Genomic DNA, 12,806 nt, shown 5'->3' on the forward strand with positions numbered 1-12,806 from the left:
GCTCAGAAAGGTGGTGGGTCGTCGCCGAACGGGTCGCTGCTGCCGCGCGCGGGCAGGCCCGCGAACGGATCGGCGTTCTTGGACGCGGCCGTCGTCGTCGGTACCTTTCCCGCCTCGGAGAGCCGCGTGGCCCAGGCCGGGAACGGGAAGCCGACCGCGATCGGCACCGGGATCTCCGGCTGGCTCACGAACATCGTGCCGGGCGTCGCGAGCGTCGCGCGGACCCGCTGGCTGGCCGGCAGGAAGCCGTACTCGGGGCGCGAGGCCTCCGCGGCGTCGAGGCGGCCGACGATCCGGATCGAGCTGTTGCTGACGATCCGGCGTTCGACCTCGGACGCGGTCTGCTGCGCGCCGATCAGGATCACGCCGAGGGAGCGGCCGCGCTCGGCGATGTCCAGCAGGACTTCCTTGATCGGGCTGCTGCCTTCACGCGGCGCGTACTTGTTGAGCTCGTCCAGCATCGTGAACAGCAGCCCGCCCGCGCCGGCGGCTTCCTTGCGCGCGGTCTCCGCGGCGAGCGTCACGCCGACGACGAACCGCTGCGCGCGCTCGACGAGGTTGTGGATGTCCACCACGGTCACCTGCTGGTTCTCCGTGGAGAGCTTGCGCGCGGCGTGGTCGGTGAGGTCGCCGCGGATGAGGCCGTTGAGCGCGCGCTGGCTCGAGCGCAGGCGGCGGATGAAGGCGTTGACCGTGCCCGCGCCGGTGACCGCACCCGCCCAGCTCGCGCGGGTTTCCTCGTCGGTGACGCGGTCGCAGATGACGTCGATCAGCTCGGCGTAGGTGCGGCACAGCACGCCGTCGACGTTGGCGGCGCCGTCCTTCCCGGCCGGCGTGGTGTCCAGCCGCAACCGGTTCGCGACCTGGTGGATGACCATCGTGTACTGGTTGCGCTCGTCCTCGGCGTCGGCGAAGACGTAGGGCAGCAGGTCGGTCGCGCAGAACTCCGCGATGGTCCACCAGAAGGCGCCGACGCCGGTGGTCCGCCCGGTGACGTAAGGCTTCCCCGTGGTGTCCGACGGCGTCGGCGGCGCGTAGAAGCCGACCGAGGCGAAGGGCTCCGCGGGCAGGCCGAGCTTGGCGTACTCCTCCTGCAGCTTCGCGTCGAGGTGGATGTTCGGGGTGTCGAGGAACAGCAGGTCCTCGCCCTTGACCGAGAACACCAGGGCCTTGGCGTTGTGGGCGTTGGACAGGGCGCCGCCGCGGAAGATCGAGTGCAGCAGGAACAACGCGAACGACGTCTTCGTGGCGACGCCGGACACCCCGCTGATGCTGACGTGCGCACCGCGCGTGCCGTCGAGGAAGTCCAGGTTGAGGAACACCGGTTCGCCGTCGCGGCCCAGGCCGACCGCCACCTGGCGGCTCATGTTGTCGAAGTACAGCGCCTGCGCGCGATCCTCCCCCACCGCACGGGAGACCACGGCGCCCGGCCGCGGCGGCACGTAGCACTCGGGCTCGACGCGGGTGGTCGCGATCTCGGCGATCTCCTGCACCTGCGCGGGCAGGACTCCGTCCGAGATCAGGAAGACGTCGCTGCCGAAGCTGGCGCCTTCGTGCCGCGCGCTCACCTGCGTCACGACGCCGTAGGACACGACTTCGCCGCGCCCCGGCAGCTCCCGCCGTGTCACGACCACGTCGTCGAGCTGCAGATAGGCTTCCGGATCGATGGCCACGTGGAACTGCAGCGGCGTCGAATCCTCGGTGCCCGCCACCCGTCCGACCACGGTGGTGAGAGTCTCCTGGTCCACGGTTCTCCCTGTCCGCCCGGCGCTTCCTCCGGCCGCAGACTAGCCCGCCGGAAGTCCGCGGCCCCGGCCAACACGGCGTTGCGCCTTCCGCGGTACCGAGGACGTCACCGCCCGCCACGGCTGGGCCGAACGAGTGAGTTCACCCTTCGGGGAAGATCTTTTAGTCACCACAGGCATTTCGGGCGGCACCCGGCCGGGGTCCCGCACGCCGGAAAGGTCGTCCCGGCGGGGCGCGGCGTTACCGCCCGGCGCCGGGCTTCCCCCGGGCCGCCGTCCGGACTTCCGCTGGCTCCAGGGTGAAGCGGCGCCGGCGGCCCTCGCCGCGGGGTCCGGCGGGGCCTCGCGGGGGCCGCCGGCGGGCCCGCGATCCCCGATCGCAGCGCGGGATCGGGGCCGGAGTGGCCTCAGCCACACGCCGGACGCGCCCGGCACGGCGTGTCGGCGAAAAGTCTTCCGGGACCCCACCGGTCCTATATGGACGACCACTGTGGACGGCACCGGAACCAGGTTTTGCCTGCTCAGGGCCATGGTCGGCTTCCCGGGACCGTTGCGGGCGGGATCGGGCAAGCCCCTCTCAGGGGGCGGAACCCGCCCCCGTACAAGGAAATATTTCGACCCCCAGTTGGATTTTGTGCGGTATTGGTAATACCGTGTGCAGTGTCGGCCGAGATGGGCCGTGTACAAGTTCCACTATGGAGGACTGGAATGACGAACAAGGCCCAGCTGATCGAGGCGCTGTCTGAGCGTTTGGGCGACAAGAAGGTGGCTTCGCAGGCCGTTGACGGTCTGGTCGACATCATCATCCGGACGGTCAACAAGGGCGAGAAGGTGAACATCACCGGCTTCGGCGTGTTCGAGAAGCGCGCCCGCGCGGCCCGCACCGCTCGCAACCCGCGCACCGGTGAAGCCGTTCGCGTGAAGAAGACGAACGTCCCCGCCTTCCGCGCCGGCACCACCTTCAAGGACGTCATCTCCGGCACGAAGAAGCTGCCGAAGGCGACCCCGGTGAAGCGTGCGACCGCCGCCACCACGACCACGCGTGCGGCTGTCGCCAAGGCGTCGGCCCCGGCGAAGGCCACCAGCACGCGGGCCACCACGCCCCGCGCGGCCGCGGCCAAGCCGGCCACCGCCCGCGCGACGGCCACCCGCACGCGCGCCACCACGGCGAAGCCGGCCGCCAAGGCCACCGCGACCAAGGCGGCGACCGCCACCAAGGCCGCCCCGAAGACCGCGGCCGCCAAGGCCGCCCCGGCCAAGGCCACCGCCGCCAAGGCCACCACCACCCGGGCAAAGGCCGCGGCCAAGCCGGCCGCCACCAAGACCGCGGCGGCGAAGAAGCCCGCCGCAGCCAAGGCCCCGGCCAAGCGCACGTCGGCCGCCAAGAAGAAGTGAAGTAGCTTCTGATGCCGGAAGGGCCCCGCACCAGTGGTGCGGGGCCCTTCCGCATGTCCGGGGGTTGTTCGGGTTCGGGCGTGCGGCTGGGTCTGGCATCGCGGACGGGTCCGGGCGTCCGGTTGGGCCTGGCGTCCGGCAGGGGTCCCGGCATTGTGGCTGGGCATTCGGCTGGGTCCCGAGATCGTTGGCCGGGCCTGGGCATCGTGGCGGGGTCTGGGCCTACGGCCGGGTCTGGGCCTCGGCATCGTGGCTGGCTGGGCCTGGGCATCGCAGACAGGCCCCGGCATCGCGGACGGCTGGGCCTGGGAATCCAGCCAGGCCCCGGCATCGTGGCCAGGTCTGGCATCGCGGACGGCTGGCCCTGCGCATCCGGCCGGGTCCCGGGATCGTGGCCGGGTATGGGCATCACGGCCGGGCCTGGGCATCGCGGCGGGGTCTGGGCCTACGGCCGGGGCTGGGCATCGGCTGTGTCTGGGCCTCCAGCCGAGCCCGGCATCGTTGGCCGGGCCTGGGCATCGTGGCCGGCCGGGCATGGGCATCGCAGACAGGCCCGAGCATCGCAGGCGGCTGGTTGAAAGCGGGCCGCTGTCCGCATCTCGGCCGGGCTGCCGTGTGGCACTGGTCAGGGCTCGCGGGCGCTTGCTCGGTCCTGGTCAAGTACTTGCGGTTCCCCTGGCACAGCGGCAGCTCGGCTTCGGGGTCGACGCGCGGTTCCCTTGGCTCAGCGGCGGCTGGAGCCTGGTCAACACGTGCGGCTCACCGGTGCGAGGGCTGCCCGGTCCCGGTCAGCGCTACGGCTCTGCCGCTACGGCACAGCTCAGTGCCGGTCAGTCCCTTGCGATTCTGCTGCGACGGCGGCCGCCGAGCCCGGCCGGTCCCTGCGGCTCCGCTGCCCAGACGACTGCCCAGACCCGGTCAGCTTTCGTGCGGGTTTCACTACTGCGCCGACCACTCGGGCCCGTCCGACTGGTGTGGTGCCGCTGACGCACTGACCAATCGACTCGGTCGACGCTTGCGGTCCCGAGGCGTGCGGCAACTACTCGGGCCCAGTCAGTGCCCGAGATACCGCTGGTGGGGTAGCCAATCGAGGTCGGTCAGCGCTTGCGGCTCCCCGCTGAGGCAGTAGCTCGGTACCGGTGATTGCCTGCGGTTCCCCTGGTGCAGCGGCTGCTCAGTCCCGTTCAGCGGGGCGGTACCGCTGGCGCGCTTGGCCGATCGGCGCGCGCGGGTCCGCCGATGCGGCAGCAGCTCGAGCCCAGCCAACGCAGGGCCGCTGGTGCACCAGCCAATCGGTGCTGGTCGGTGCGCGCGGTTCCGCTGGTACAGCAGCAGCTCAAGCCGGTCAGCGCGCGGCACCGCCGGAGCACCGGCCAAACGGTCCCGGCCAGCACGCGCGGTTCCACCGACGCGGCGGCCACTCGACGCCGTCGGTACCTGCGATTTCGCTGATGCACCGGCTAAACGGTCCCGGCCAGCACGCGCGGTTCCACCGACGCGGCGGCCGCTCGGCGCCGTCGGCCCTGCGGTTCCGCTGGTACAACAGCAGCCCAGGCCTGGTCAGCGCGCAGCGCCGCCGGGTGCACCGGCCACTCGGTCCCGGTCAGGACCTGCAGCACAGCGGCGCAACAGCGGCCCAAGCTCAGCGGGCACGCACGATTCCACCGCTGCTACAGCAGCAGCCCCAGCTCCGGTCAGCGTGGACGACAGGCGGGACAGCTCCGTCGCCCGCACGCCGTCCTTCTCCGGGTGGGCCAGTACCGAGCCGTGGCGGGGGTGCAGCTTTGCGAAGAGCTGCACCGCGAACAGCAGCCGCCCGGCCAGGACACCTGGATTCGGGTCGCGTGACCTCTCCGCTGACAGGGAGCGCCGCCAATTATTCCGCGGGCAGTGTGACGGGCGTATGGCCCGATCCGAATCCGGGTTCCCGGCCCGATTTGGAACGAGTCCGTTATTCGGCCGGTGCGAATGTCTCGCGAATGCCCGATGTCCGGGATGAAGCATCCCCCGAATTCTCGAAAGGTGACCAACCCCGGCGGCCGTCCGACCGCGTCGCTCCGGTGCGTACCGGAGCGACGCGGCTCCGGTCAGGAGAAGGTGACCGGGATGAACACGTCCGCCGTGCGGTCGTTGGCCGACACGTGGTCACGGCGGGAGACGATCGCGCACGTCACCGACGGGTCGCCGCAGTCCAGGCCGGTGCCGGCCCGGGCTACGCGGATCCGTGTGGTGAACGTGCCGTTGGCCGCGATCGTCGACGTGCCGCCCGGTGAGTTCGTCACCCACGCGGACGGGCCGACGCCGGTGCCGCCCTGGCCGTCGCCGCCCGCGCAGGGGCTGGGCTTCACGCCGTAGCTGTAGTCCTCGGGCACCGCGCACAGCGCGACGTAGTAGCCGTTCAGCGCGCTGAAGCCGCTGCCCGTCACCGTGACCGTCTCGCCCGCGGCGGCGAGGCCGGTGGCGTTGGACGCGGTGAGCGTGAAGCCGTTGTGGGTGGCCGAGCCGCCGGCGGCGGACGCGGGTGCGGCGAGCGCGGTGGCGGCCGCCGCGGCGGTGGCGGTGACCAGAGCGGCGCGGAGCACGGTGGATCTCTTCGACATGCGGGGATCGTCCCTTCGATCACGACGACGTAACAGGATTAGGTAAGCCTTACCTATCCATCGAGTAATATGGTTAGGCTTACCTAATGTTGTCAAGGGGGTTGCTCCTCGCTGCCGTCACGCTCGCCGTGGTGACCGGATGTTCCGTGCCACCAACGACTTCCGCCCCGGCGGGCGGGCCCGTCGCACCACTGGCCGCACTGACGCCGTTGCCCGATCCGAAGGCCCGGACCGGCCCGAGCACCGCCGTGCTCGCCCAGCCGGACATCGGCGCCGAGCCGCCCGCGCAGCACCTGCCGGTCACCGTCACCGACCACCAGGGCACGAAGGTGACCGTCACGGACACCCGCCGCATCCTGGCTTTCGACATGGCCGGCACGCTCGCCGCGACGGTGTTCGGCCTGGGCCTGGGCAGTCACGTCGTCGGCCGCGACGTCTCGACCGGCTTCCCCGCCGCGCGGAAACTTCCGCTGGTCACCCGCAACGGCCACCAGCTCAACGCCGAAGCGATCCTCGCGCTGCGCCCGTCCGTGGTGCTGACCGACACCACGCTCGGCCCCTGGGACGCGGTCCTGCAGCTGCGCGACGCCGGGATTCCCGTGGTCGTCCTGGATTCCCGGCGCTCGCTCGACAACGTCGGCGCGCTCGTCCACGACGCCGCCGCCGCGCTCGGCGTCCCCGAAGCGGGACAACGCCTCGCGGACCGGCTGACCGGCGACATCACCGCCAAGCGCACCGAAATCACCCGGCTGGCCCCCGCCGACCCGGCGCGGAAGCTACGCACAGTCTTCCTTTACCTGCGCGGCCAGGCCGGCGTGTATTACCTGTTCGGCCGCGGGTCCGGCGCCGACTCGCTGATCATGGCGCTCGGCGCGGTCGACGTCGCGAGCGAGGCCGGCGTCGAGGGAATGCGCCCGGTGAACCCGGAAGCGCTGATCAAGGCCCGGCCGGACGTGATCCTCGTCATGACGAAGGGCCTCGAGTCGGTCGGCGGACCCGATGGCCTGCTGCGGGTTCCGGGCGTCGCACAGACGCCGGCCGGGCTGCACCGCCGGTTCGTCGACATGGCCGACAGCCAGATCCTCGGCTTCGGGCCGCAGACGCCGGGCGTGCTCGACGCGCTGGCCCGCGCCCTCTACGCGCCGGGGTCGGCCGGATGAGCCGTCCGGTCCGCGTCACCGCTTTGTTCGCCGGGCTCGGCGTCGCGACCGTGGTCGTGGCGTGCGTGTCCGCGGGCACCGGCCAGTTCGCCATCCCGCTCTCGGACGTCGTCGCGTCGCTGCTGCATCGGTTCGGGATCGGGCCGGGCCTGGCCGATCCGTTCGCCGAAGGGACGCTCTGGCAGGTCCGCTTTCCCCGGGTGGTGCTGGCGTTGCTGGTCGGCGGCGTGCTCGGCGTGTCAGGGGCCCTGATGCAGGGCCTGTTCGGGAACCCGCTGGCCGAGCCCGCCGTCGTCGGTGTTTCCGCCGGGGCCGCGGTCGGCGCCAGTCTGTCCATTGTGGCCGGCTGGGTGTTCCTCGGCGCCTTCACCACGCCCGCGCTGGGGTTCGCCGGCGGCTTGCTGACAACACTGGCCGTCTACGGCCTTTCGCGCTCGCGCGGCCGGTCGGAGGTGGTGACGCTCATCCTCACCGGCGTCGCGGTCAACGCCGTGGCGAGCGCGGTGATCGCGTTCCTGATGTTCTCCGGCGACCAGGCCGCGCGCGAGCAGATCGTGTTCTGGCAGCTGGGTTCGCTGGCCTCGGCGCGCTGGCCGTACGTCTGGTCGGTGCTGCCGCTGATGGCCGTCGGCGTCGTCGTGTCCCTGATGCTCGCGCGGCGGCTCGACCTGCTCGCGCTCGGCGAGCGCCCGGCCCGGCACCTCGGCGTGAACGTCGAAGCGCTGCGCACGACCGGGATCGTCGTGGTGGCCCTGATGGTCTCGGCGGCCGTGTCCTACTCAGGGATCATCGGGTTCGTCGGGCTGATCGTGCCGCACGGCGTGCGGATGGTCACCGGGCCCGGGCACCGCGTGCTGGTCCCGGCGTCGCTGCTGGCCGGCGCGTTCCTGCTCGGCGTCGCCGATCTCGCCGCGCGCACCCTGTTCGACTACGCCGACCTGCCGATCGGCATCCTCACCGCGCTGGTCGGCGGGCCGTTCTTCTTCTGGCTGCTGCTGCGGACCCGGCGCCGGGCGGGAGGCTGGGCGTGAAGGCCGCGGCCGAACTCGTCGGCGTCACCTACACGATCGACGGCAAACCCCTGGTGCGGGACGTCTCCCTCGACGTCCGGCCCGGCGAAGTCCTGGCACTGGCCGGGCCGAACGGCGCCGGCAAGTCGACGGCGCTGGCCCTGCTGGCCGGCGACCTGACGCCGGACGCGGGCACCGTCCGGATCGCCGGCGCCGACCTGACGTCCTGGTCGCTGCCGGAACTCGCGCGGCGCCGGGCGGTACTGCCGCAGCAGCACACCGTGAGCTTCCCCTTCACCGTGGCCGAGGTCGTGCGGATGGGCCGGGCGCCGTGGCGGCGCACCCCGGCCGAGGCCGACGACGACACCGCCGTCGCCGCCGCACTCGCGGCGACCGATGTCGCCGGCTTCGCCGACCGCCGGTTCACGACGTTGTCCGGCGGCGAACAGGCGCGCGCGGCGCTGTCCCGCGTCCTCGCGCAGCACGCCGGCCTGCTGCTGCTCGACGAGCCGACCGCGGCCCTCGACCTGCGCCACACCGAACAGGTGCTGACGCTGGCCGCGCGGCGCGCGAGCGAGGGGGACGCCGTGCTCGTCGTGCTGCACGACCTCGGGCTCGCCGCGGCGCACGCCGACCGCGTCGCGCTGCTGCGTGGCGGCTCGCTCGTCGCGCTCGGGCCGCCGGCCGACGTGCTCACCGAGGCCGTGCTGAGCGACGTCTACGGCCATCGCGTCGAGGTGTTCCCGCACCCCAGGACCGGAAAGCCCGTTGTCCTGCCTTACCGATCGGCGAAGGAGAGTTGATGCGCAGATCCGCTGCGAGTGTGCTGGTGACCGGGCTGCTCCTGGCGACGGCGTTCCCGGCGCAGGCCGCCGGGGCGCGCGTCCAGGTGTCGCCGGCCGCCGCCGACCCGGACTACGCGACCACGCTGACCGTCCGCGGCAGCGGGTTCCAGTCCGTGCCGAAGGGGTACGGCGGGATCTACGTGCTGTTCGGCTGGGTCGCCGGCGGCGCGTGGCAGCCCAGCAAGGGCGGCGCCGCGGGCGCGACCTACCGGTACGTGCCGGACAAGGAGAGCAAGGACAACCGCGGCTTCCAGCGGTTCGTCGCGTTCCCCGGCAGCGACACGGCGTCGTCGGCCAACGGCGGGCAGCTGTCGGCGGACGGCTCGTGGAGCACGCAGCTCGTCGTGCCCGGCGCCCGATTCCGCGCGACCGACCGCGACGGCCGGGTCGTCGACGTCGACTGCCTCACTGTCCGCTGTGGACTGATCACGGTCGGCGCGCACGGCGTGGTCAACGCGAACAACGAGACGTTCACGCCGGTCACCTTCGCCGTCCCGACGAAGGCCGCGACACCGCCTGCTTCGGCCACGACGGTCACGCCGTCCACAAGCGACAGTCCAACACCGACGGTCGCGTCGCCTGCCCCGACGCCGTCGCTGTCGCCGAGCCCGGATCCGACCCCGACTCCGCAGCCCGCGGCCGCCGAAGCGCCGACGTCACGCGGCGCGCTGTGGTGGGTGGTGTCCGCCCTCGCGCTGCTGGTGACGGCGGCCGCGCTCACCGTCCCGCCCCTCCTGCGGCGTCGCCGCGGGAGCTCCCCCGATCAGGAAGGAACCGATTCGTGAACCTGCGAAGATGGGCTGCCGTCGCGGTGGCCGCGGCGGTGCTCGGCGCCGTCGGTGCGCCCCCGGCCTCGGCCGCGACGACCCCCGCCGTCACCGTCACCCCGGCCACCGGGCTGGACCCCGCGGGCGCGTCGATCACCGTCAAGGGCACCGGGTTCGCCCCGGACGCCAACGACGGCAAGGGGTTCGGCGTCCGCGTCGGCCCGGCCAAGGACGACGTCCGCGCCCGCACCGCGACCGGGTTCCAGGTCAGCAAGCTGGTCAAGAAGGACGCGGTCGGCGTCCAGATCCCGCTGAACGCCGACGGCAGCTGGGAGCTGACCGTCCCGGTCAAGGCCGAGTACACCTCGGCCGGCACCACCTACAATGCCGCGTCGCAGCCGTTCAGCGTCTACGTGTTCGGCTGGGACACCCCGGACCCGACCTGGGACAGCACGACCGCGCTGAAGTTCACCGGCGCCGGCGACCCGCCGCCCGCGACCACGACCGGCTTGGACTGGGGCCTCAAGCAGACCTGGCGGTCCTACATCGAGCGGTTCGGCGGCACGGCGACAGCCGACCGGGGCACCACGGCCACGCCGTCGCCCTACCGCTGGCCGGCGGGCCCGTCGACGTTCGACGGGAAGACCGGCAAGGGCTCGGTCGCCTTCGGCGGGCGCGTCACCTTCGTGCTGGAACCGCACCTGATCTGGAACTTCGAGCTGTCCAACCCGAAGGTCACCTTCGCCGGTGACGGCACGGGCAAGCTGAGCGCGACCGTCGGCTACTCCTTCTACGGCACCAAGGCCGCGCCCGAGCAGGTGCGGACGCCGTCCGAAGTGGACTTCGCGGACCTGAAGTTCACGGCGGCGCCGCGGCAGGAGGGTGACAACGTCGTCGCCGACATCGCCTCGGCCACGCTCACCGAAGCGGGCGCGGGCGCGTTCGCCGGGTTCTACCCGGCCGCGGCGGACCTCGACGCGGGCAAGCTCGTCTTCCCCGGCAAGATCGGCGGCACCGAGCCCCCGGCCACGACGCCGCCGACGACCACCCCGCCGCCTTCCTCGACGACGACGCCGCCGTCGACCTGCGCGCTCTCTCCAGGCGCGCTCACGCAGGGAAACCTGTTGTGGGGCTTCAAGAAGAGCTTCCGGAGCTACGTCGGCGGCGGCACCGGCACCACGATCACCGCGACCGAGGGCGCGGAGGTCACGAACGTGGACGAGGTGGCCGGGAAGGCGATCCCGACCGGCGCGTACCGCTTCCCGCTCGGCAGCGGCCAGTACACCGCGGCCGGCGAGTTCACCGCCCGGTTCGGCGGCCAGGTCGCGTTCAGCTACCCCGCGCACTTCTTCACGCTGGTCCTGGCCAACCCGAAGGTCACGATCGCCCAGGGCAAGGGCACGCTCTCCGCGGACGTCGAACTGCGGACGACCGCCGGAGCGCCGTCGCCGCCGGTGAGCAAGCCGGGCGTGACGCTGGCGAACCTCGACCTGGCCACGGCCACGACGACGCCGGGCGCGGGCACGCTCACGGTGTCGGCGATCAAGGCGGCCCTGACCAGCTCGGACGCCTTCGCGGGCTTCTACCAGGCCGGCGACGCGCTCGACGAGCCGACGGTCACGCTGGCCGCGAGCTGCGCGACACTCCCTCCGGCCGGCAACCCGGGCGGGCCGGGCGCTCCCGGCGGCGCGGGGACGGACCTGGTCCCGGACGTCGCGTTCCGGCCGGACAACCTCGCCTCGACCGGCGTCAGCCTGACGGGCGTCTACTGGGGCCTCGCGCTCCTGGCCGCAGGCGGTTCCCTGCTGCTGTGGACCCGCCGGCGCGCCATCCGCTCCGCGAAGTGAACTGACGAGGGCCGGGCGCTGACAGGCGCCCGGCCCTTCTCGCAGTTCGCGTAGTCCAGCACGTTCTAGTACAGTACGTACTATGGCACCACGCGGACACCTCTCCCCGATCGCTGTCGCGGTCTTGGCCCTGCTGGCCGAGGAACCGATGCACGCGTACCGGATGCAGCAGCTGGTCAAGGAACGCGGCGTCGACCTGGTCGTCAACGTCCGCAACCGCTCCGGCCTCCACGCCGCCCTCGACCGCTTGGTGCGCGACGCCCTGGTCGAGGTCCACGCGGTCGAGCGCGACACGCGTCATCCGGAGCGCACCGTCTACGCCCTGACCACGGCCGGCCGCGAAACGTTGCTGGCGGGCCTGAGGGAGACCGTCGCCACGCCGGCCGCGGAGTTCCCGCTGTTCCCGGCCGTCGTGTCGTTCCTCCACCTGCTCGACTCCGGCGACGTGCGGACGCAGCTGGACCTGCGGGCCGCGGAACTCGAGCGTCGCCTGACCGCGACGCAGGCGGTGCTGACCGCGTCCATCGAGCACCACGTCCCCCGGGTGCACCTGCTCGAACACGAGTACACCCGCGCGGTCACCGAGGCCGAGCTGGCGTGGGTGCGCGGGGTGTCCGCCGACCTCGCCGCCGGGACGCTCGCCTGGGACGCCTACTTCGTCCCGCGAAAGGAGCGATCATGACACCCAAGCCCGGCCTGCTGACCACCCTGCTCGAGATTGCGCTTTCATTCGGCCTCTATTACCTCTTTCGCGCTTTCGGCGTCGGCATCTTCTGGGCGCTCGTGATCCCGGCGATCGCGGTCGGCGCCGTCGCGGTGGCGGTCACGATCCGCCGGCGGCGCATCGACCTGATGGGGCTCCTGGTGCTCACCGAGCTGGCGGTGACGATCACGGTGTCCCTGGCGACGCAGAGCCCGCGCGTCGCGGCCCTGCGCGAAGTGGCTTACATCCTGGTCGGGGGCGTGTTCTGCCTCGTGACGCTCGTCCGGCGCCGGCCGCTCGCCCATACGACGGCGGCGTCGATGGCGAGCTTCGGCGACCCGAAACGGGAGAAGGCGTTCGAACTCGCGTGGACGGAAGAGCCGCGTTACCGCCGGTGGCAGCGGCTGCTCACGGCCACGCTCGGCGCGCTCATGGTGGGCGCCGGCGTGATCCGGGCGTACATCCTTTACGCCGCACCGGACAGCGGGATCGCGCACGCGGTCGACGTCTCCAACGCCGTGGGCACGGTGATGTGGGTGGCGGTGTTCGTCGTCCCCGCCGTCCTCATCCAGCCCGCGCGGCGGATCGTGCAGGACGTGCTCGAACGGCTGCAGGCCACGCCCTAGCGCCTGGCGGTCACTGGAACAGACCAATTTCGGCCCGGCTGAACCGAGCAAGATCTCCCGGCCCTACCGGTGGGTGCCAGCGGCGCGCGATCATCGGAACCTCCGTGC

10 protein-coding genes are annotated in these 12,806 nt (G+C 72.3%); 8 read left to right on the top strand and 2 right to left on the bottom strand.

Annotation, left to right across the window (positions count from 1 at the left end):
* Window positions 1–2: 2 nt before the first annotated feature.
* Window positions 3–1,748: an ATP-binding protein gene (locus tag OG570_RS02185; RefSeq protein WP_326955391.1), complete on the bottom strand. Its 1,746-nt coding sequence runs from the start codon at window positions 1,746–1,748 to the stop codon at window positions 3–5.
* 705 nt (window positions 1,749–2,453) lie between these two features.
* Between OG570_RS02185 and OG570_RS02190 the strand changes: the two genes are divergently transcribed.
* Window positions 2,454–3,140, top strand: coding sequence for an HU family DNA-binding protein (locus OG570_RS02190; RefSeq protein ID WP_326946966.1), 687 nt, complete (start codon window positions 2,454–2,456; stop codon window positions 3,138–3,140).
* Window positions 3,141–5,227: 2,087 nt separating this feature from the next.
* Here the strand turns inward: OG570_RS02190 and OG570_RS02195 are convergent.
* Window positions 5,228–5,740 carry a hypothetical protein gene (locus OG570_RS02195; protein ID WP_326955392.1) on the bottom strand — a complete coding sequence of 171 codons (513 nt, stop codon included), beginning with the start codon at window positions 5,738–5,740 and terminating at the stop codon, window positions 5,228–5,230.
* Between the two features lie 146 nt (window positions 5,741–5,886).
* Between OG570_RS02195 and OG570_RS02200 the strand changes: the two genes are divergently transcribed.
* The 7 genes from OG570_RS02200 (at window position 5,887) to OG570_RS02230 (ending at window position 12,698) form a co-directional block, all read left to right on the top strand.
* A complete protein-coding gene (locus tag OG570_RS02200; protein ID WP_326955393.1) occupies window positions 5,887–6,900 on the top strand; it encodes a heme/hemin ABC transporter substrate-binding protein in 1,014 nt (337 codons plus the stop codon).
* On the top strand, window positions 6,897–7,931 hold the full coding sequence (locus tag OG570_RS02205) for a FecCD family ABC transporter permease (RefSeq protein WP_326955394.1): 1,035 nt from the start codon (window positions 6,897–6,899) through the stop codon (window positions 7,929–7,931). The genes OG570_RS02200 and OG570_RS02205 overlap by 4 nt, the downstream gene beginning before the upstream one ends.
* On the top strand, window positions 7,928–8,713 hold the full coding sequence (locus OG570_RS02210) for a heme ABC transporter ATP-binding protein (protein ID WP_326955395.1): 786 nt from the start codon (window positions 7,928–7,930) through the stop codon (window positions 8,711–8,713). Before OG570_RS02205 ends, OG570_RS02210 begins: the two co-directional genes overlap by 4 nt.
* Window positions 8,713–9,540: a hypothetical protein gene (locus tag OG570_RS02215; protein ID WP_326955396.1), complete on the top strand. Its 828-nt coding sequence runs from the start codon at window positions 8,713–8,715 to the stop codon at window positions 9,538–9,540. Before OG570_RS02210 ends, OG570_RS02215 begins: the two co-directional genes overlap by 1 nt.
* The gene (locus tag OG570_RS02220; protein WP_326955397.1) at window positions 9,537–11,369 is read left to right on the top strand and encodes an HtaA domain-containing protein; all 1,833 of its coding nucleotides are present in this window, start codon (window positions 9,537–9,539) and stop codon (window positions 11,367–11,369) included. Before OG570_RS02215 ends, OG570_RS02220 begins: the two co-directional genes overlap by 4 nt.
* Window positions 11,370–11,451: 82 nt before the next feature.
* Entirely contained in the window at window positions 11,452–12,051 is a 600-nt protein-coding gene (locus OG570_RS02225; protein ID WP_326955398.1) for a PadR family transcriptional regulator, read from the top strand.
* On the top strand, window positions 12,048–12,698 hold the full coding sequence (locus OG570_RS02230) for a VC0807 family protein (protein ID WP_326955399.1): 651 nt from the start codon (window positions 12,048–12,050) through the stop codon (window positions 12,696–12,698). Before OG570_RS02225 ends, OG570_RS02230 begins: the two co-directional genes overlap by 4 nt.
* The last annotated feature ends 108 nt before the right edge of the window (window positions 12,699–12,806 follow it).

Origin of the sequence: Amycolatopsis sp. NBC_01286 (assembly GCF_035982555.1) — a bacterium.
GTDB lineage: Bacteria > Actinomycetota > Actinomycetes > Mycobacteriales > Pseudonocardiaceae > Amycolatopsis.